Source organism: Enterococcus sp. DIV0187 (assembly GCF_051713785.1).
Lineage (GTDB): Bacteria > Bacillota > Bacilli > Lactobacillales > Enterococcaceae > Enterococcus_A > Enterococcus_A avium.
In genome coordinates this window covers 2,880,250-2,900,000 of the sequence record NZ_JBIOQO010000001.1, presented here as the reverse complement: position 1 = coordinate 2,900,000, position 19,751 = coordinate 2,880,250, and the positions used below count along the sequence as shown (strand labels likewise).

At 38.5% G+C, this 19,751-nt stretch carries 16 protein-coding genes, 1 rRNA gene and 1 other annotated feature (1 of these 18 running past the window's edge); of the genes, 5 read left to right on the top strand and 12 right to left on the bottom strand.

Going from position 1 to position 19,751, the window contains the following annotated elements; translation table 11 throughout:
* Positions 1 to 1,432, bottom strand: a 16S ribosomal RNA gene (locus tag IGI52_RS14190); it reaches 127 nt to the left of the window's first position.
* 607 nt (positions 1,433 to 2,039) lie between these two features.
* On the opposite strand from IGI52_RS14190, the gene IGI52_RS14185 reads away from it, so the two are divergent.
* From IGI52_RS14185 to serS, 3 genes are all read left to right on the top strand, one after another.
* Positions 2,040 to 2,729: a response regulator transcription factor gene (locus IGI52_RS14185; RefSeq protein ID WP_016179267.1), complete on the top strand. Its 690-nt coding sequence runs from the start codon at positions 2,040 to 2,042 to the stop codon at positions 2,727 to 2,729.
* Positions 2,719 to 3,900 (top strand): sensor histidine kinase, encoded by a 1,182-nt coding sequence (locus IGI52_RS14180; protein ID WP_311872132.1) that lies wholly within the window; start codon positions 2,719 to 2,721, stop codon positions 3,898 to 3,900. The genes IGI52_RS14185 and IGI52_RS14180 overlap by 11 nt, the downstream gene beginning before the upstream one ends.
* Positions 3,901 to 3,935: 35 nt before the next feature.
* Positions 3,936 to 4,141, top strand: a binding site (T-box leader).
* Positions 4,142 to 4,185: 44 nt separating this feature from the next.
* Positions 4,186 to 5,466, top strand: coding sequence for a serine--tRNA ligase (gene serS, locus IGI52_RS14175; RefSeq protein ID WP_048719452.1), 1,281 nt, complete (start codon positions 4,186 to 4,188; stop codon positions 5,464 to 5,466).
* Positions 5,467 to 5,566: 100 nt separating this feature from the next.
* Here serS and guaB read toward each other — a convergent pair whose 3' ends face one another.
* Both guaB and IGI52_RS14165 read right to left on the bottom strand, forming a co-directional pair.
* Positions 5,567 to 7,051 (bottom strand): IMP dehydrogenase, encoded by a 1,485-nt coding sequence (gene guaB / locus IGI52_RS14170; RefSeq protein ID WP_016179270.1) that lies wholly within the window; start codon positions 7,049 to 7,051, stop codon positions 5,567 to 5,569.
* 107 nt (positions 7,052 to 7,158) lie between these two features.
* Complete coding sequence (locus IGI52_RS14165; protein WP_016179271.1) at positions 7,159 to 7,629, bottom strand: MerR family transcriptional regulator; 471 nt, start codon at positions 7,627 to 7,629, stop codon at positions 7,159 to 7,161.
* A gap of 143 nt (positions 7,630 to 7,772) precedes the next feature.
* Here IGI52_RS14165 and IGI52_RS14160 point away from each other — a divergent pair, with 143 nt between their 5' ends.
* Entirely contained in the window at positions 7,773 to 9,239 is a 1,467-nt protein-coding gene (locus IGI52_RS14160) for an MDR family MFS transporter (RefSeq protein WP_311872130.1), read from the top strand.
* On the top strand, positions 9,236 to 9,943 hold the full coding sequence (locus tag IGI52_RS14155) for a DUF4811 domain-containing protein (protein WP_311872129.1): 708 nt from the start codon (positions 9,236 to 9,238) through the stop codon (positions 9,941 to 9,943). The genes IGI52_RS14160 and IGI52_RS14155 overlap by 4 nt, the downstream gene beginning before the upstream one ends.
* 41 nt (positions 9,944 to 9,984) lie before the next feature.
* On the opposite strand, the gene IGI52_RS14150 is transcribed toward IGI52_RS14155, so the two are convergent.
* From IGI52_RS14150 to jag, 9 genes are all read right to left on the bottom strand, one after another.
* Positions 9,985 to 10,689 (bottom strand): DUF1129 domain-containing protein, encoded by a 705-nt coding sequence (locus tag IGI52_RS14150; RefSeq protein ID WP_016179275.1) that lies wholly within the window; start codon positions 10,687 to 10,689, stop codon positions 9,985 to 9,987.
* Between the two features lie 14 nt (positions 10,690 to 10,703).
* Positions 10,704 to 11,804 carry a redox-regulated ATPase YchF gene (gene ychF / locus IGI52_RS14145; protein WP_016179276.1) on the bottom strand — a complete coding sequence of 367 codons (1,101 nt, stop codon included), beginning with the start codon at positions 11,802 to 11,804 and terminating at the stop codon, positions 10,704 to 10,706.
* Between the two features lie 29 nt (positions 11,805 to 11,833).
* A complete protein-coding gene (locus tag IGI52_RS14140) occupies positions 11,834 to 12,031 on the bottom strand; it encodes a DUF951 domain-containing protein (RefSeq protein ID WP_016179277.1) in 198 nt (65 codons plus the stop codon).
* Positions 12,032 to 12,067: 36 nt separating this feature from the next.
* Positions 12,068 to 12,958, bottom strand: a complete 891-nt coding sequence (locus IGI52_RS14135; protein WP_048721577.1) for a ParB/RepB/Spo0J family partition protein — start codon at positions 12,956 to 12,958, stop codon at positions 12,068 to 12,070.
* Positions 12,945 to 13,712 (bottom strand): ParA family protein, encoded by a 768-nt coding sequence (locus tag IGI52_RS14130; protein ID WP_016179279.1) that lies wholly within the window; start codon positions 13,710 to 13,712, stop codon positions 12,945 to 12,947. The genes IGI52_RS14135 and IGI52_RS14130 overlap by 14 nt, the downstream gene beginning before the upstream one ends.
* 71 nt (positions 13,713 to 13,783) lie before the next feature.
* Positions 13,784 to 14,497, bottom strand: coding sequence for a 16S rRNA (guanine(527)-N(7))-methyltransferase RsmG (gene rsmG / locus IGI52_RS14125; protein WP_311872127.1), 714 nt, complete (start codon positions 14,495 to 14,497; stop codon positions 13,784 to 13,786).
* Positions 14,498 to 15,382: 885 nt separating this feature from the next.
* Positions 15,383 to 17,284: a tRNA uridine-5-carboxymethylaminomethyl(34) synthesis enzyme MnmG gene (gene mnmG, locus IGI52_RS14120; RefSeq protein ID WP_311902059.1), complete on the bottom strand. Its 1,902-nt coding sequence runs from the start codon at positions 17,282 to 17,284 to the stop codon at positions 15,383 to 15,385.
* 15 nt (positions 17,285 to 17,299) lie between these two features.
* Positions 17,300 to 18,697, bottom strand: a complete 1,398-nt coding sequence (gene mnmE / locus IGI52_RS14115) for a tRNA uridine-5-carboxymethylaminomethyl(34) synthesis GTPase MnmE (RefSeq protein ID WP_049220791.1) — start codon at positions 18,695 to 18,697, stop codon at positions 17,300 to 17,302.
* A 254-nt stretch (positions 18,698 to 18,951) separates the two neighbouring features.
* A complete protein-coding gene (gene jag, locus IGI52_RS14110) occupies positions 18,952 to 19,716 on the bottom strand; it encodes an RNA-binding cell elongation regulator Jag/EloR (RefSeq protein WP_048721472.1) in 765 nt (254 codons plus the stop codon).
* Positions 19,717 to 19,751: the final 35 nt, after the last annotated feature.

The window sequence follows — 19,751 nt, the reverse complement described above, 5'->3', positions numbered from 1 at the left end:
CGTGGTGTGACGGGCGGTGTGTACAAGGCCCGGGAACGTATTCACCGCGGCGTGCTGATCCGCGATTACTAGCGATTCCGGCTTCATGTAGGCGAGTTGCAGCCTACAATCCGAACTGAGAGAAGCTTTAAGAGATTAGCTTAGCCTCGCGACTTCGCGACTCGTTGTACTTCCCATTGTAGCACGTGTGTAGCCCAGGTCATAAGGGGCATGATGATTTGACGTCATCCCCACCTTCCTCCGGTTTGTCACCGGCAGTCTCGCTAGAGTGCCCAACTAAATGATGGCAACTAACAATAAGGGTTGCGCTCGTTGCGGGACTTAACCCAACATCTCACGACACGAGCTGACGACAACCATGCACCACCTGTCACTTTGCCCCCGAAGGGGAAGCTCTATCTCTAGAGTGGTCAAAGGATGTCAAGACCTGGTAAGGTTCTTCGCGTTGCTTCGAATTAAACCACATGCTCCACCGCTTGTGCGGGCCCCCGTCAATTCCTTTGAGTTTCAACCTTGCGGTCGTACTCCCCAGGCGGAGTGCTTAATGCGTTAGCTGCAGCACTGAAGGGCGGAAACCCTCCAACACTTAGCACTCATCGTTTACGGCGTGGACTACCAGGGTATCTAATCCTGTTTGCTCCCCACGCTTTCGAGCCTCAGCGTCAGTTACAGACCAGAGAGCCGCCTTCGCCACTGGTGTTCCTCCATATATCTACGCATTTCACCGCTACACATGGAATTCCACTCTCCTCTTCTGCACTCAAGTTTCCCAGTTTCCAATGACCCTCCCCGGTTGAGCCGGGGGCTTTCACATCAGACTTAAGAAACCGCCTGCGCTCGCTTTACGCCCAATAAATCCGGACAACGCTTGCCACCTACGTATTACCGCGGCTGCTGGCACGTAGTTAGCCGTGGCTTTCTGGTTAGATACCGTCAAGGGATGAACATTCTACTCTCATCCTTGTTCTTCTCTAACAACAGAGTTTTACGATCCGAAAACCTTCTTCACTCACGCGGCGTTGCTCGGTCAGACTTTCGTCCATTGCCGAAGATTCCCTACTGCTGCCTCCCGTAGGAGTTTGGGCCGTGTCTCAGTCCCAATGTGGCCGATCACCCTCTCAGGTCGGCTATGCATCGTTGCCTTGGTGAGCCGTTACCTCACCAACTAGCTAATGCACCGCGGGTCCATCCATCAGTGACGCAAAAGCGCCTTTCAAACCGAAACCATGCGGTTTCGATTATTATACGGTATTAGCACCTGTTTCCAAGTGTTATCCCCTTCTGATGGGCAGGTTACCCACGTGTTACTCACCCGTTCGCCACTCCTTTTCTTTCGGTGGAGCAAGCTCCGGTGAAAGAAAAAGCGTTCGACTTGCATGTATTAGGCACGCCGCCAGCGTTCGTCCTGAGCCAGGATCAAACTCTCATAAAAAGTGTTTGAAACAGTCTTGCGACTGTTAAGCTCAATTGTATTAATTGACTTGCTAGCATATTGCTTGCTATGTTGTTTGCTTCTATAATAGAAGCGCCCTACACATTTGGTTTGTTTTATTCGTTCAGTTTTCAAAGGTCTACATTGTTTGTCGCTTTGTTTCAGCAACTTTTATATCTTAACAGGTTACCGAGTAAATGTCAATGACTTTTTTGAAGTTTTTTTCCGAAGAAATTATCGACATTGTTTTGTGCGACTTTGATAGAATAACTGAAAATCAGCCATCTGTCAATGATAATTTTAGGTGCTCCGAAAAATTGTGTTCTGTTTCAGAACATAAAATAATATAGCAGTTTTATAGAAATTGGTCAATGAAAAAATAAGAATTTTCCCCACTTTTTTTAAACCCGATGAATAAATATAAATGTTGTGTTCTTTGTTCGTTTTTTTTGATCAACAAGCCAACTGTTTCAACATCTCAAAGAATTAATTTTCGTCATTTTATTTTTGATTTTTCCTTAACTCAAGGTACTGAGTTTCGCCTTCCTTCGATTTCTTTGGTAAAATAGTAATGTAATTATTTTTTATATGGACGGAGGAACATTTAATGAAAGTATTAGTTGCAGATGATGACAAAGAAATTGTCGAACTACTTAGTATTTATTTGCATAATGAAGGCTATGAAGTTGTAAAAGCATATGATGGAAAAGAAGCGCTAAGTAAACTTCGAACTACTAATGACATTGATCTACTATTATTAGATATTATGATGCCTGTGATGGACGGTATGCAAGTCGTAAAGGAATTAAGAAAAGAATCTCAAATTCCGATTATTATGTTAACAGCTAAAACAACAGATATGGATAAAATCAAAGGGCTAGTTGCGGGCGCCGATGATTACGTAACAAAACCTTTCAATCCTTTAGAGGTTATGGCAAGAGTAAAATCTTTATTGCGCCGTACTCAGATGCATGTTGCGGAGGATCAACCAGATATACTAGAAATCCAATCTTTGATTATCAATAAAGATTCTCATGAAGTAAAAACAGTTGACGGAAAAGAAATTCAATTAACTGCTCTAGAATTCGGTATCCTCTATCTGTTAGCTAGTCATCCAAATCGTGTTTTCAGTGCTGATGAAATTTTTGAACGAGTTTGGAAGCAAGAAAGTATCGTCTCCGCAAAAACAGTCATGGTTCATGTCAGCCACTTACGTGATAAAATCGAAGAAGCGACTGATGGCGAAAAAGTGATCCAGACTGTTTGGGGTGTGGGCTATAAGATTGATGCAAAATAACATTGAGAAAAAAAAGCGTATCACTCTCACCTCAAAGGAAGTCAGTGAATTAATTGCTGAAGGTATCGTCACAATTATCTTATTACTTCTATTAAACGTGGCGATTATGGTTCTATTCACACAAATGCTTCAGAATTCTCCTGATTTAACTGATGCAATCTATCGTTCAAAAGATATTTTTGCTAATAACTTTGATAGTGATATATTTTGGAGTGGTCGTAATTTTGTTATTCCTTTCTTTATCATTATTGATGGTTTAGTTGTTTTTTGGCGTTTGATTCGGCGTTATCGACAAATGCAGCTCCGTCATATCATAAATGAGCTTCATTACATTGCTAATGGAAATTACAACTATCGAATTCCTTTCGAATTGCGCGGTGATCTTAGTAAAGTTGTTGATAGTATTAATGGATTGGTTGACAGTACTGTTGCTGCTATTGAAGACGAGAGAGAGATCGAAAAATCCAAAGATGAACTGATCACCAATGTCAGTCACGATATTCGGACTCCTTTGACTTCAATCATTGGCTATCTTGGTTTAATTGAAGATGGTCAGTATCAAAGTGATGATGAAATCCTAAAATATACCAGTATTGCTTATAAGAAGGCAAAACAAATGAAGTCTTTAGTAGAAGATTTATTTGAATATTCTAAAGTTCGTCAGCCCTCTGTTCCTGTTAATAATGTATCTTTTGATATGGTACAGTTATTAGAACAATTGGCTGCAGACTTTGAGCTAGAAGCTAAGAAAAAAGATATTCAAATCCAAGTAGAGACACAGGAAAGTCAATTGGTAATGGATGGTGACACAGAAAAACTCGTACGCGTCTTTAATAACCTGATCACCAATGCATTAAAATATGGAGCTGAAGCCGACAAAATAATCATCGAGATTGAGAAATCAAAAAATGAAGCCGTCGTCACTGTTAAAAACAATGGTACTCCAATCCCCAGAGAAGCCCTTGATCAGTTATTTGATCGTTTTTATCGAGTTGATGGTTCTCGTTCTCAAGAAATCAGCGGAACTGGGTTAGGCTTAGCTATTGCCCAAAATATCATTAATCTTCATGGCGGCTATATCTATGCTCAATCAAATGAGGATTGGACGTCGTTTATTATTCACTTACCGCTTTATAAGAATCAAATAAAGTCTACACCGGATAATCATTGACTTTAAATTTTTGATTGCTTATACTGTTCTCAATAAGACATGCAGGAAACCAAGTACGTAGGTTTGTTTTTTTAGAGAGTTGATGGCTGGTGAAAATCAACAAAACAACTTAGGGAAATCCAGTTTCGCATACTGCGTTTTTTGAAAGAAAGACCGGGTAACGTCGATATCCGTTAATCAAGTGCAGCTTTAGGCTGAATTTGGGTGGTACCGCGAAATTCAACACCGTTTCGTCCCTGTTCATGGGATGAGACGGTGTTTTTTATTTTAAAGGAGGAAAAATCAATGCTAGATGTAAAAATGATCCGTAATAATTTTGCAGAAGTAAATGAAAAATTGGCAACTCGTGGCGTCAAAAAAGATGTCTTGGAGCGTTTCTTGGATTTAGACGAACAACGCCGACAATTATTAGTAAAAACAGAAGAGCTTAAAAAATACCGAAATGATGTTTCAGGCGAAATTGCAAAACTAAAACGTGAAAAAAATGATGCTGCTGATAAAATTGCCGAGATGAAAGAAGTCGGTGTAAAAATTAAAGCTTTTGATACACAAGTGGCTGATATCGATGCACAATTGACTGAGATCGCAACAACTTTACCGAACCTCCCCCACGACTCTGTTCCTATTGGTGAAGATGAAGATGATAACGTCGAAGTACGTCGCTGGAGCGAACCACGACAGTTTTCTTTTGAACCAAAAAATCATTGGGATATTGCTGAAGAATTAGATATCTTAGATTTTGAACGTGGAGCAAAAGTTGCTGGTAGCCGTTTTGTTTATTACAAAGGCTTGGCAGCCCGTTTAGAGCGTGCTGTTTATAACTTCATGCTAGACGAGCATGTCTATGAACAAGGCTACACCGAAATGATTACACCTTATTTGGTGAATAGCAAAGCAATGTTCGGAACAGGACAATTTCCTAAATTTAAAGAAGATGTCTTCCAAGTTGAAGATCGCGATTTAACGTTGATTCCAACTGCTGAGGTCCCGTTGACAAATTACTATGCTGACGAAATTTTAGATGGAAAAGATTTACCGATTTACTTTACTGCTTTGTCTCCTTCTTTCCGTTCTGAAGCAGGGAGCGCTGGTCGCGATACACGCGGATTAATTCGCTTACATCAATTCCACAAAGTAGAAATGGTCAAATTCAGTAATAAAGAGAATTCTTATGATGAACTAGAAAAAATGACCCAAAATGCAGAAATTATTCTACAAAAACTAAACTTACCTTACCGTGTTATTACTTTATGTACTGGAGACATGGGCTTCTCAGCTGCTAAAACTTATGATATTGAAGTTTGGGTTCCTGCCCAAAATACTTATCGTGAAATCAGCTCATGTTCAAACTGTGAAGATTTCCAAGCACGACGCGCAATGATTCGTTATCGCGATGAAGACAGTAAAGTTCAATATGCGCATACGTTAAATGGATCTGGCTTAGCTGTTGGTCGAACCGTCACCGCTATTTTAGAGAACTATCAAAATGAAGATGGATCAGTTACGATTCCAGAAGTATTAGTTCCGTATATGGGTAATGTAAAAGTTATTAAAAAAGAAGACTAATAGTTAAAACTCTGTTCTTAATTTTAGTCAAAAACAGAGCGGCCTCGTATTGTGAGGCCGCTCTGTTTTCGATTATCAATAATCTAAAAATATTAATCTTTTATTGTTCAACTGAATAGTTTGGAGCTTCTTTTGTAATTTGAACATCGTGAGGATGTGATTCTTTTAAACCATTTCCGCTCATTTGGACAAACTGTGCATTTTCACGTAAATGTTCTAAGTTTCCCGCACCAACGTAACCCATTCCAGCCTTCAATCCGCCAATCATTTGGAAAATAATATCTGCCGCAGTACCTTTGTAAGCCACTCGTCCCTCGATACCTTCTGGAACTAGTTTGTTCGCTTCATTGACTCCACTTTGGAAATAACGATCACTTGAACCCTTTTCCATTGCTCCTAATGATCCCATGCCTCGATAAGTTTTAAATCGACGCCCTTGATAAATTTCAAATTCACCAGGAGATTCATCTGTACCAGCTAACATTGAACCTAACATAACTGCATGTCCACCAGCTGCCAAGGCTTTTACGATATCACCAGAATATTTGATTCCACCATCAGCAATGATTGCTTTGCCGTATTGACGAGCAACAGAAGCTGCATCATAAATGGCCGTCAATTGTGGCACTCCAACACCCGCAACGACACGCGTTGTACAAATTGATCCAGGACCAATACCAACTTTAACAACATCTACACCTGCATCATATAACGCTTTTGCGCCTTCAGCGGTTGCAATATTACCGGCAATTAAAGTAGCCTCGGAGAATGTTTCACGAATCTCACGAATTTTACGTAAAACTCCTGCGCTATGTCCATGAGCAGTATCGATTACGATGGCGTCAGCCCCTGCTTTTAATAAAGCTTCTGCTCGTTCAAATGTATCACTAGTAACACCGACTGCCGCCGCAACTAATAAGCGACCATGCTCATCTTTCGCTGCGTTAGGAAATTCAATAACCTTTTCAATATCTTTGATCGTGATTAATCCGCTTAAGCGACCATCTTCATCAACGATTGGTAATTTTTCAATTTTGTGTTTTTGCAGTGTTTTTTCTGCATCCTGTAATTTAGTACCAACTGGCGCAGTGACTAAACCATCCTTTGTCATAACCTCATGGATTGGGATATCATAATCTGTTACAAATCGCATATCTCGGTTAGTAATAATACCGACTAATTTACGATTTTCAAGCGTTTCTACGATTGGCACACCACTAATACGATAGCGACTCATCAAATCTTCGGCATCTTGTACCTTATGTTCTGGTGTTAAGAAAAACGGATCAATGATTACACCGCTTTCTGAACGTTTTACTTTTCGAACCTCATCTGCTTGGGCAACAACACTCATATTTTTATGGATAACTCCAAGTCCACCTTGTCGAGCCATAGCAATCGCCATTTTACTATCTGTTACAGTATCCATACTTGCACTCATCAATGGAATGTTCAGTTTGATATTTTTTGCCAATTGTACACTCATATCCACTTCATTCGGTAATACGTGACTCTCAGCCGGAATCAACAAAACATCATCAAATGTCAGACCTTTTTTTGCAAATTTCGTTTCCCAATTAGACATTGTTCGTTACCACTCCCCAGAATTATTTTTAATAAAAAAACTAACAGAATGAACGAGTGAAGTCAACAACTTGAGGCAAAATCCTCATCTAACCTTTATCTTTCTATTTATTCAAACCATTTTTCAAGAAATTCCGTTGTAATTTCACTTTCTTCTTCAATAATCTGATATGTCGTTTTATTTGTTTCAGTATCGCGAATTAAATAAAAGCCTTGCTTATTCATAAAATCATCTAAGTGTATTACTGTATAACGATCATCTATTTGCTGAATTCCCTTAAATACCTCACGTACCAATAATTTTGCTTGATGGATATTCTTTTGTCGCTGGTGGGCTCTTTCCACTGATGCGGTCAATGTGTAACCTTCATCTAAAAAATGCTTAATAATCTCTACCTTGACAACCATTGGTAACTTAAATTTTCGATTTCCGCTCTTTTCACCTGTTGATTCTATATATCCTTTTTGCTCCCAATAGCGAATCTGTCGAGGTGAAACACCCGTTACTTTACTCAATTCACTAATGCCGACTAATAAATCATCACTTTCTAGAAGTTGCTTGACCGTACTATTTTTCACAATGCATCCCTCTCTTCATTTCTGATTATACTTTTGCTAACAACGGTGTCAAGCAAGTTGACAAAGAAATTGAATAGCAGTAAAGTTACAGACGAACAATTATTGTTTCTGAAAATTTCTTAAAAGAGAGAAGGCGTTAGATCGTGAGTAATACGCAAACGGTCGATATTTACGGAAAACCCTACAATCGTTCCTTATTAGTTGTAGTACTATTAATTGGAACCTTCTGTACGGTGTTAAACCAAACATTATTAACAACAGCCTTTCCAGCACTAATGAAAGCTTTTAATATATCTGCTTCTAGTGTTCAATGGCTAACAACTGGCTTCTTGCTGGTAAATGGGATTATGATCCCAATCAGCGCATGGCTGATCAATAAATTTAGTTCAAAGAGATTGTATCTAACAGCGATCACAATCTTTTTGATTGGAACAATAACTTGTTTTATTGCCCCAAATTTTTCTACTTTATTAATTGGTCGATTAATCCAAGCTGCTGGAGTAGGTATTTCCATGCCATTGCTTCAAAACATCATGTTGTCAATTTTCCCCCCAGAAAAACGCGGCTCAGCGATGGGAATGGCTGGTATCGTCATCGGTCTCGCTCCTGCTTTAGGACCTACCCTATCTGGTTGGATCATAGATCATTATACTTGGCGTGACCTTTTTGGTATGGTCATTCCAATTGTCATTTTAGTTTTAGTACTGGCATTCTTTTTGATGAAAAGTGTCATTCAATTATCTAATCCAAGTATTGATGTGTTGTCGGCCTTTTTATCAACTGTCGGCTTTGGTAGCTTATTATATGGTTTTTCTTCCGTAGGTAATGATGGTTGGGGCAGCTCAAAAGTTATTAGTTTCTTAGTCATAGGGGTATTCGTTATCGGTTTATTCGTATGGCGTCAACTACATTTAGAACATCCATTCTTAGAACTACGTGTTTTCAAATCTCCAACTTTTACAATTGCTGCTATTTTAAGCGGTGTCGTAAATATGGCAATGGTTGGTGCTGAAATGGTTCTTCCTTTATATATTCAAAATATTCGTGGTGAATCTGCCTTTCATTCTGGATTGATGCTATTGCCAGGAGCTTTGATTATGGGGTTGATGATGCCGATTACTGGCGCAATCTTTGATAAACACGGAGCTAAACGATTAGCAATTAGCGGGATGTTAATCCTAACCGCAGCTACGTTACCATTTGCTTTCTTGACTCAAGAAACACCAATTGTAATGATTGTTATTCTTTATGCAATACGGATGTTTGGTATATCAATGGTTATGATGCCAGTTACTACTTCCGGTATGAATGCTTTGCCAATGAATTTGATTAGTCATGGTACTGCGGTAAACAACACTTTCCGTCAAGTTGCTAGTTCAATCGGTACGGCTGTTTTAATCAGTATTTTAACTAATGTCACAAAAGACAACTTGCCAAAAGCAAGTTTGCTAAAATCCTTACCTCTATTTTATAAAGACCAAGCAATCAACGCCACCTTATCTGGTTATCATGCAGCTTTCTTCGTAGCTGTAATATTCGGACTAGTAGGCTTTATTATCACCTTCTTCTTGAAAAAGAATAAAAAGATTGAAGGGGGAATTCCAAAATGATTTTTGTTGTCACAATTATTAGTATATTAGCATTCTCCTTAACAAATATCTTTGCTAAAAAAACTTGGCAAACATTCCTTTCGATTATATTCGCAGCAATATTCTTAGTTAGCCTAGGTTTTATTATTGCAAACGATCACTATCACTATGGTATGAAGAGAGTCACTGAAACGACTACTCAATCATTAACTTCATCTGCTGATAGCAAAGATATGAAGATGTTGCTTTATCAACCACTTGGTAACGGAAAAGAAAAAGTTTTTTTGTATAAAACCAATGAATCACAGATAAAACCAAAATCAACGGGAACAGATCATGTTACGAATCTCGTAAAAAAGGATCAAACAAAATCTCAATTAAAAATAAAGAAATCCTATTGGGTCTACAAAAATAATACTGCGAAATTTTGGTTTAGATTTACTAGTAAAAATCATCTGTTAATCGAAGAAAAAAATATCTTTGAAGTACAAAAAAATTGGCTGGTTTTAAGTACTAAACAAGCTAAAAAGCTAGCAGAAATAGTACAAGAAAATAAAACTTCTATGCAAACTGAAGCAAAGTCGTTTGTCCAAGATAAAGTGAAAGAAGCTCTGATGAAAAATCCAACTTTGAATCAAGCAGCACAACAAAAAATCATTCAACAAGCCACTGCTGATTATCAGCAACAAGCAATAGCAAAAATAGTCGCTGAAGTGACAAAATAAAAAAGAAGCAAAGTTCCCTTGGAAACTTTGCTTCTTTTTTGCTATCTTCTTGGTGCCGTTGCTAGACTACTAATAATGCCGAAACGTTTTTTCAAGTAATAGCGTAATGCTAACGCTAACCCCGATAGTATAATCATAACCATTGGATCAAGGATTGGGTTTAACGCTGGCGGCAATAATGCTGCTCCATTAAAAACCAAGAACCAGACAATCGTAACTGAGGCCAACATAAGTATTGTTTTCCACGTTTTCGGTTTTTTCGATTTATCCGCTCCAGGCTGCTCGAATTGGTAAACAAATAAATACATCATATAGAACACTAAACCGCCGACGGCAGAAGCTACGATCAATGTTGTTAAACCATAGGTCACAGTTTGTGTTCCACGTGAAACAAACAATCCCATGATCCCTGCAACAACTCCTAATAGACCAAATAACAGTAGGAAATTGTCAAGCCACATCAGTGATGCGGTAGTCGATTTTTTCTGTTCAGCTGGTTTGTTAACAATTGCATCCAGTCGCTCTGAAACTGTTCCAAATAATTGACGCGCGGTTTTCCCAGTTTTTTGTTCCTCGACTAAAATTGGCAGCATCTCATTTAAGGCTACGATAGTTTGTTCATCTGTTAAATTCGCTGCTTTTAAAGCTTTTTTCAAGTCAAAAATATACTGTTCGTTACGTTTAGTCAACTTCGCTTCAAGTTGATTGTTTTCTGCTTGCAACGTTTGTAACTTTTCTGGTTCCATTGTTTCTTTCCTCCCTAAACGTTGAAACGGAACAACATGACATCGCCGTCTTGCACAACATAATCTTTTCCTTCTAATCTCACACGTCCAGCTTCCTTCGCCGCATGCATACTGCCGTATTTATCTAAGTCATCAAATGATACTGTTTCAGCTCGAATAAAGCCACGTTCGAAGTCAGTATGGATGATACCTGCTGCTTGAGGAGCTTTAGTACCTTTTCGGAACGTCCATGCTCGAACTTCTTGCTCACCTGCAGTGAAATATGTTGCTAACCCTAATAGGTCATAAGCTGTTCGAATCAATTGATCTAATCCAGACTCTTCAATTCCCATTGCTTCTAAGAATTCTGCTTTGTCTTCATCGTCCAACTCAGCGATTTCTTCCTCCGCTTCGGCACAAACAACGATCACCTCTGAATGTTCACTAGCAGCGAAATTTCGCACGGTTTGCACATATTCATTGCTGTCAGGATCAGCAACAGTATCTTCATCAACATTTGCTACATAAAGTACTGGTTTACTTGTTAGTAAAAATAGGCCCTTAACAATTTTTTGCTCTTCTTCAGTAAATTCAATCGTACGAGCAGATTGTCCTTCTTCTAAAACAGGCTTTAATTTATCCAGAACTGCTAGTTCTGCCACCGCATTCTTTTCTTTAGTTTTAGCTACTTTCGCTACACGAGTATAGCGTTTATTTACAGAATCTAAGTCGGCTAGAACTAATTCTAAATTGATTGTCTCAATATCTTCTAATGGATCTACTCGTCCTTCAACGTGCGTGATATTTTCATTGTCAAAACAACGCACCACATGACAAATGGCGTCTACCTGACGAATATGGCTTAGAAATTGGTTTCCCAACCCTTCACCTTTACTAGCTCCTTTCACAATTCCAGCAATGTCCGTAAATTCAAATGTTGTTGGAACAGTTTTTTTCGGATGGACTAATTCAGTTAAACGCTCTAGACGCCAATCAGGAACTTCTACCATCCCAACGTTTGGATCAATCGTCGCGAAAGGATAGTTAGCAGCTTCCGCTCCTGCTTTCGTAATTGCATTAAATAAGGTAGATTTACCAACATTTGGCAATCCCACAATTCCGGCTGTTAAGGCCATGTTCTACTTCACTCTTTCTCTGTTAAGAATTATTTCTGAGATAGATCAACTTTCTTCTCAAGGATTTTTTTCATTTTCTTCTCAAAATCGCGTCTTGTCATCATGACGATATGACCACAATTGATACACTTAATTTTAATATCCGCTCCCATACGAATGATTTCCCAGCGATTTGTCTGGCAAGCGTGCGGTTTTTTCATTTCAACGATATCACCTAAATCATACATCTGGCAAACCTCCCATTTCGTATTCATATATATTGTCTAAGATTCATCAAAATGAATATTCAAAATATCTAAGATACGCGTCAAATCTGATGGTGACAAATACTCGATTGAAATTTTGCCTTTACCGTCTTTCTCAACGATTTCAACACCCGTTCCAAATTTATCCATCAAACGATCTTCGCTTTCTCTTAAATAGTAAGGTTTTTCCTTGGTTAATCGAGGACCTTTTTTCTTATCTTTCGCTTTTCCCTCGTTGTATTCAGTAACAATCTGTTCTAATTGACGCACTGTCAGATTCTCTTTTACTGCGCGATTTGCTAGTTTCAAGATTTGATCTTTTTTCTTTAACCCTAGTAAGGTCCGAGCTTGCCCCATTGACAAACGTTCGTCCTGTACCATTTCTTTCACCAGTTTAGGCAGGGTCAATAAGCGTAAATAATTGGCGATATACGGACGGCTTTTCCCTAATCGGTTGGCTACATCCGCTTGCGTCAATTTCAAATTTTTCATCAGCATTTCATAAGCTTCGGCTTCTTCCAATGGATTCAAATCTTCCCGCTGTAAGTTTTCCAATACAGCAATCTGCATCATTGCCTCTTCATCAAACTCGCGGATAATCGCAGGGATTGTTTCTTTTCCTGCTAATTTTGAAGCACGAAAACGACGTTCACCAGCAATTAGTTCATACCCTTTTACAGCTGATTTTCTCACAATAATCGGTTGGAAGACGCCTGATTGCTCGATTGAATTAGCTAACTCTTGCAAAGACGTTTCGTCAAATGATTTTCGCGGTTGATAAGGGTTGGGGCGCAAATCACTCAAAGGTATTTCAACCACTTGATCGTTTTTTATATCGACTTCTTCAATTTCAGAAAGATCTTGAAACAAAGCATCAATTCCTCGACCTAATCCTTTATTTTTGCTCACGAACTAACACTTCCTTTGCTAGAGCTTGATAAACTTCAGCACCTTTTGATCGTGGATCATAATCGATGATCGGTTTGCCATGGCTAGGTGCCTCAGATAAACGGACATTTCTCGGAATAATTGTATCGTAGACTTTTTCTTGGAAATAACGACGAACTTCTTCAACCACTTCCGCACCAAGATTTGTTCGAGCATCATACATAGTTAACAATACGCCTTCAATCTCTAAACCAGGATTGAAATGTTTTTGAACTAAACGAACCGTGTTCAACAATTGGCTTAACCCTTCTAACGCATAATATTCACATTGAACCGGGATCAAAATCGCATCACTAGCTGTAAAGGCATTAATTGTTAAATGTCCTAATGATGGTGGACAATCTACTAAAATGAAGTCATATTCATCGCTTACTTCTGCTAAAGCACTTTTCAAGCGTGACTCACGAGCCATCATAGAAGTTAATTCGATCTCCGCTCCAGCTAATTGTAAAGTCGCAGGAACGATTGACAAATTTTCTCGTGATGTCTTAATAATCGTCTCTTTAATGGAAACCTCATTGACTAAAACGTCATAAATATCTTGTTTTACATCGGGTTTGCGCACACCTAAACCACTTGTAGCATTCCCTTGTGCGTCACTATCAATCAATAAGACTTTCTTTCCGTCTTGAGCTAAGCACGCTCCCAAATTGACAGTCGTAGTTGTTTTTCCAACTCCGCCTTTTTGGTTTGCAACAGATATGATCCGTGCCATCTAATTTCCTCCTAGTTCATATTAAAGTATTTATTTTCCAAAAGAAAATAAGTGATGTTTATCCATTTAAACTACTTTAATGGCTGTTTGTTTGGTAGGCCTGGTTTACGTGGATATTTTTTCGGTGTATCTTTTTTCTTCTGCACTGTAATAATGTGCCGTGTATCTCCATTTGGTAATGAAACATCTTCAGCTTGGAGGAGCTTACCGCCTAATAAAGCAATTGCCGGTTTCGCTTCTACTAATTCCTCTTCACTTTTTGCTGCTTTTAAAGCAAAAAAGTAGCCATTCTTTTTGACTAACGGCAAGCATAATTCTGTTAAAACATTCAGACGTGCCACTGCTCGTGCGGTCACAAAATCAAAAGCTTCACGAAACTCAGAATTTTGCCCAAAAGACTCTGCCCTATCATGATGAAGATACACATCTTCTAATTTTAAAGTCTCTACCAACGTTGTCAAAAATGTGATTCGCTTATTTAAGGAATCCACGATGGTGACCTCTAACTCTGGAAAAACAATTTTTAATGGTAAACTAGGAAACCCAGCACCTGAACCAACGTCACATAACTTTGCTTTCGCTGTGAACGCTTCAGAAAAAGCCAATGTAATGGAATCATAAAAATGTTTTAGGTAGACCTCTTCACGTTCAGTAATCGCAGTGAGATTCATTTTTTTGTTCCATTCAATTAATAAGTGAAAGTAGGACGCGAACTGATCCATCTGCTTTGCAGATAATTCAATTCCCTGCTTGCCTAATTTCGCTTGAAATTCTTCTGGTGTCATAAGAAATCCTTTCATTTTCGTGAAACAGAAAAATGTTTCACAGACTATTCTCTACTTTAACGCATTATTGCTTTACATGCAATGGTTTACGTATGTTTCACACAGAGATTAAGAAAGCTTTATTCTCCTTTTTTAATATTTCCTAGAACGTTGTCATGAACTTTTTTTTCATATTTTTTATTTTCCCTTGCTAAATTCTAGATCATTAAAGTCTATATGAGGAATACTTTTTCATAAAAATATTCAAATTGAACAAACGAGTTATCAGCAAAAAATCAATCAACCTATCCTTATTCTAATTTTGATAATTGCCTATCAAATAAAATGCTGTATCAGAGACCAATAAATGTGTATTTATTCACAAAAACGCATTTTAGAAAGCGCTTAGCTTGAGAACGGTTGAACAAAGCGATTTTTTTATCATAGATTTCTTTATGTTCAAGTTGAAAGTAAAGCTATAATAGCTGATAAATCGCAGTGATGGCGTAAATGTTAGAGATGAGCTGAAGTAATAATTTTACTGTTTACATCACAAAAAAGCGCGAAAATTACACTGAAGATACTCTAATTACTATTTCCTTTAACTCTCTATTAGAGGTGAATAACTATATTTCTGATCAGCTCTTTGTTTCTATTCTACGTAGAGGCTTTTGCCCCAGAGCAGATTATTGCCGCAGAATCAAAAATGATTAGATTGAGGGAAATAAGAAACTCTCTCGTTAGAAAATCGTTATTTTTAACGTTGTTTACAAGCAAATTTGCCTCTTGATCTTAAAAAATAACTTGCGTGTTTCACATGGAACATCCAATTAACTTAACTATGCTTTTAAAAAGAGATCAGCCCCTTTATATTACGGGGCTGATCTCTTTTAATATACTATTACATTAGATCGTTTCACTATCAACCTTCGCTATCTTTCCTTGCTCCACATACACCATTAGAATACTGATATCTGCAGGGTTTACGCCACTAATACGGCTGGCTTGAGCGATTGTCTCAGGTTGAATTTTTTGTAATTTTTGCTTTGCTTCTGTTGCTAACCCATTGATTGCCTCATAATCAATTCGCTCTGGAATGCGTTTGGCTTCCATCCGCTTCAGCTTTTCAACTTTTTCCATCGCTTTTTTTATGTAGCCTTCATATTTTATCTGGATCTCAACTTGTTCAACTTCTTTTCCTGTCAAATCAGCATTTGCTGGAATAAATTGTAACAATTCTTGATAAGTGATTTCTGGCCGTTTCAAGAAATCACTCGCTAAAACACCATCTTTCAATTCTGCACTGTTTTTAGCTCTTAGAAAGCTTTGAACATTAGCAGTGGGTTTTATGCGAATTGATTGTAAACGAGCTATCTCTGCTTCGATATGCGCCTTTTTAACTAGGTATGCTTGATAGCTTTCTTCTTCAACTAAGCCGATCTTATGTCCAATTTCAGTCAAACGTAAATCAGCATTATCATGACGTAAAATCAAACGATATTCTGCTCGTGAAGTCAATAAACGATACGGTTCATTGGTTCCTTTAGTTACTAAATCATCAATCATGACACCAATATATCCATCACTACGTTTCATGATAAATGGTTCTTTCCCCTGAATCTTCAAAGCAGCATTGATTCCAGCCATTAATCCTTGACCAGCAGCTTCTTCATATCCGCTAGTTCCATTGGTTTGTCCAGCAGTATAGAGATTTTCGATCACTTTCGTCTCTAAAGTTGGGCGTAATTGGTGAGGAGCTACCATGTCATATTCGATGGCATAGCCTGTCCGCATCATTTCAGCGTTTTCTAAACCTTCAATCGAATGTAAAACGTCATTTTGAACATCTTCTGGCAGTGAAGTTGATAACCCTTGGACATATACTTCTTCTGTATTACGTCCTTCTGGTTCTAAGAATAATTGATGACGTTCTTTGTCTGCGAAGCGTACAATCTTATCCTCAATTGATGGACAATAACGAGCCCCTACCCCATCTACAATACCTGTAAACATCGGTGCACGATGCAGATTATTTTGAATGATTTCATGACTTTTGGGATTCGTATAGGTCAACCAACAAGGAATTTGTTCCGTTAAATACTGACTATCTGGCGTTTGATAACTAAAGTGATTAGGTTTTTCATCGCCAGGTTGAATCTCTGTTTTTTTGTAATCGATAGAACCAGATTTCACTCGCGGCGGTGTTCCGGTTTTAAAACGATGAATTTCTAAACCTAATTCCTGTAAATGATCAGCTAGTTTGATTGATGGCTGAGAGTTATTAGGACCTGAAGAATATTTTAATTCGCCGATAATAATCTCCCCGCGCAAAGCCGTCCCTGCTGTAATAATTACAGCCTTCGCTGAATAAACTGCACCTGTTGAAGTGACAACACCTTTGCAAATACCCTCTTCAACAACTAAACGATCGACGACTCCCTGCTTCAAAGTTAATTTTTCTTCTTTTTCGATCGTGTGTTTCATTTCCTCTGCATATGCATGCTTGTCCGCTTGAGCACGCAAGGCGCGTACTGCTGGACCTTTCCCTGTATTTAACATCCGCATTTGGATATATGTCTTGTCTATGTTACGTCCCATCTCACCACCAAGTGCATCTATTTCTCGTACGACCACTCCTTTAGCCGGTCCACCAATAGATGGATTACATGGCATGAATGCTACCATATCTAAATTGATTGTTATCAACAAGGTTTTTTGTCCCATGCGCGCTGTTGCTAAAGCCGCTTCAGAACCCGCATGACCCGCACCAACAACAATCACATCATAACTTCCTGCTTGATATTCCATATAGTCGCTCCTTTACTATTTTCCTAAACAAAATTGACTAAATAATTGTGTGATTAATTCATCTTGCACACTATCTCCAACGATTTCACCTAAATAATCCCAACAGCGTGTCATATCAATTTGGACAAGATCTACAGGCATACCCGCCATAATGCCATTTTGAACCTCGTTTAATGATTGTCCAGCCTTTTCTAGTAGTGCGATATGACGAGTATTCGATACGTAAGTGGCATCTTTTTCTCCAGTTTGACCGCCAAAAAAAAGTTTTGCGATTGCTTCTTCAAGTTGATCTAGTCCAGCTTTCTCTAAAACGGAGATTGAAAAGACTTCATCTTCACTCAAATATGCAGAAAGATCCGTTTGCGATAGATGACTCGGCAAATCAGTTTTATTCAATAAAACAATGCGTTTTAATCCTTGTGTCGCTTCCAATAGTTCTCTATCTTCCGCAGTTAGGGGTTCGCTTTGATTTAGGACTAACAAAATCAAATCTGCCTCTCCTAATGCTTTACGGCTGCGTTCTACTCCAATGCGTTCTACCACGTCATCTGTTTCACGAATTCCTGCTGTATCAATCAGTTTCAAAGGAACCCCGCGTACATTAACATATTCTTCAATGACATCGCGTGTAGTTCCGGCAATTTCTGTCACAATTGCTTTTTCTTCATGTAATAAATAATTGAGCAGGCTTGATTTCCCTACATTTGGACGACCAATAATTGCGGTACTTAAACCTTCGCGCAAGATTTTTCCTTGCTTGGCATTTAATAATAACGCGTCAATCTGTTGACCCACTTGTTGGGCTTTTTCTAATAGTAATTGAGTCGTCAATTCTTCGACATCATCATATTCTGGATAATCGATATTCACTTCAACTTGTGCCAGTGTTTCTAAAATTTCTTGACGTAAACGACGAATTAGATGAGATAAATTGCCATCTAATTGATTGATCGCGACACTCATCGCTCGATCTGTTTTGGCACGAATCAGATCCATAACAGCCTCTGCTTGTGATAAATCAACACGACCGTTCAAAAATGCTCGTTTAGTAAACTCACCTGGCTCAGCTAAACGTGCGCCAGAGCGCAAAATTAGTTGCAGCAATTGATTTACTACCACAATACCGCCGTGACAGTTAATTTCCACTATGTCTTCACGTGTAAAGGTCTTCGGTGCACGCATCACACTTACCATGACTTCATCGACTACTTCTTGTTCTTCTGGATCAATGATATGTCCATAATGGATCGTGTGTGATGGAACATCTAACAAACTTTTTTTTCCGCTGTGATAAACACTATCTGCGATTGCTACTGCGTGGTCGCCACTCAATCGCACGATACTGATCGCGCCTTCACCTGGCGGAGTCGAAATTGCTGCAATTGTATCAAATTCTAAGGTGATCTCTGCCACTTGTTTTCCTCCTATTAATTAAGAACATAAAAAAAGTGCCTACTCCACCCCTTGAAAAAGGAGTAGATTGAGCACTTTGACTGCTTTTTCTACAAAATTCTGGTGTTAGATTAGCATAGATCTTTCAACAATTCAAGTTTTCTTACCAAAATACCTGCTTTTTCAAATTTTGTTTAAGAACTTCTATAACTAAAATAGATCACAAAAAAGTGCGGAGCAGGTCAAATGCTCCGCACTATTCATTTTAAACAGAATTAGAAATATTTTTTCGCTGGTTCAACAACCAAATAACGATAAGGATCTTCACCTTCAGAATGGGTTTTGATATATTCATCTTTACTCAAAGCAGAATGAATCATTTTTCGTTCAAAGGCAGGCATTGGTTCTAAAAATACCGGACGACCTGTTTCCTTAACTTTTTCCGCCGTTCGTTGCGCTAAACGCGTTAGAACTTCTTCACGTTTTTGTCGATAATTTCCAACATTTACTACTACTGATAATTTTTCTTTTGCAACGCGATGTAAGAAGACTTGAGCTAAATACTGCAAAGCATTCAATATCTTACCATGTTTACCAATCAGCATCCCCTGCTTGCTAGTTTCTAGATTCATGACAATCAAACCACTTGCTTCATGCTGAATCTTAACCAAAGCAGGCACACCCATATCATTCGTAATATTCGTTAAGTAAAGCGCCAATTCTTTGACGGCCTCATCTTCATCCAATTCAACTAATTGACTAGGTGTGTCTGTTGTTTCAATTGGCTTCGATACTTCTTCTTCAAGCTTCTCCTCGACAAACTGTTCTTTTATTGGTTCTTCAGCCGCTTCGGAAGTAACGATATTTTTTTCAACAATAATTGGTTCAATCGAGACACGAGCATCTTTTTTTCCCATTCCTAGAAACCCTTTTTTCGCATCTGATAAAATTTCGATATCGACCGCTTCTTTCTTTAACCCTAAAGCGTGCAATCCCTTTGAAATTGCTTCGTCGATCGATGGTCCTTCATAAACAGGCATTTTCTAAACCTCCTTATTTATAGTTGATGGATAGT

Coding starts and splice junctions, on each gene's coding strand:
- serS (WP_048719452.1), top strand. CDS start 4,186: ATGCTAGATGTAAAAATGATCCGTAATAATTTTGCAGAAGTAAATGAA.
- IGI52_RS14150 (WP_016179275.1), bottom strand. CDS start 10,689: ATGGAACCAGAAAAGTTACAAACGTTGCAAGCAGAAAACAATCAACTT.
- guaB (WP_016179270.1), bottom strand. CDS start 7,051: ATGTCTAATTGGGAAACGAAATTTGCAAAAAAAGGTCTGACATTTGAT.
- IGI52_RS14155 (WP_311872129.1), top strand. CDS start 9,236: ATGATTTTTGTTGTCACAATTATTAGTATATTAGCATTCTCCTTAACA.
- mnmG (WP_311902059.1), bottom strand. CDS start 17,284: ATGGAATATCAAGCAGGAAGTTATGATGTGATTGTTGTTGGTGCGGGT.
- IGI52_RS14185 (WP_016179267.1), top strand. CDS start 2,040: ATGAAAGTATTAGTTGCAGATGATGACAAAGAAATTGTCGAACTACTT.
- rsmG (WP_311872127.1), bottom strand. CDS start 14,497: ATGACACCAGAAGAATTTCAAGCGAAATTAGGCAAGCAGGGAATTGAA.
- IGI52_RS14180 (WP_311872132.1), top strand. CDS start 2,719: ATGCAAAATAACATTGAGAAAAAAAAGCGTATCACTCTCACCTCAAAG.
- jag (WP_048721472.1), bottom strand. CDS start 19,716: ATGCCTGTTTATGAAGGACCATCGATCGACGAAGCAATTTCAAAGGGA.
- ychF (WP_016179276.1), bottom strand. CDS start 11,804: ATGGCCTTAACAGCCGGAATTGTGGGATTGCCAAATGTTGGTAAATCT.
- IGI52_RS14140 (WP_016179277.1), bottom strand. CDS start 12,031: ATGTATGATTTAGGTGATATCGTTGAAATGAAAAAACCGCACGCTTGC.
- IGI52_RS14130 (WP_016179279.1), bottom strand. CDS start 13,712: ATGGCACGGATCATATCTGTTGCAAACCAAAAAGGCGGAGTTGGAAAA.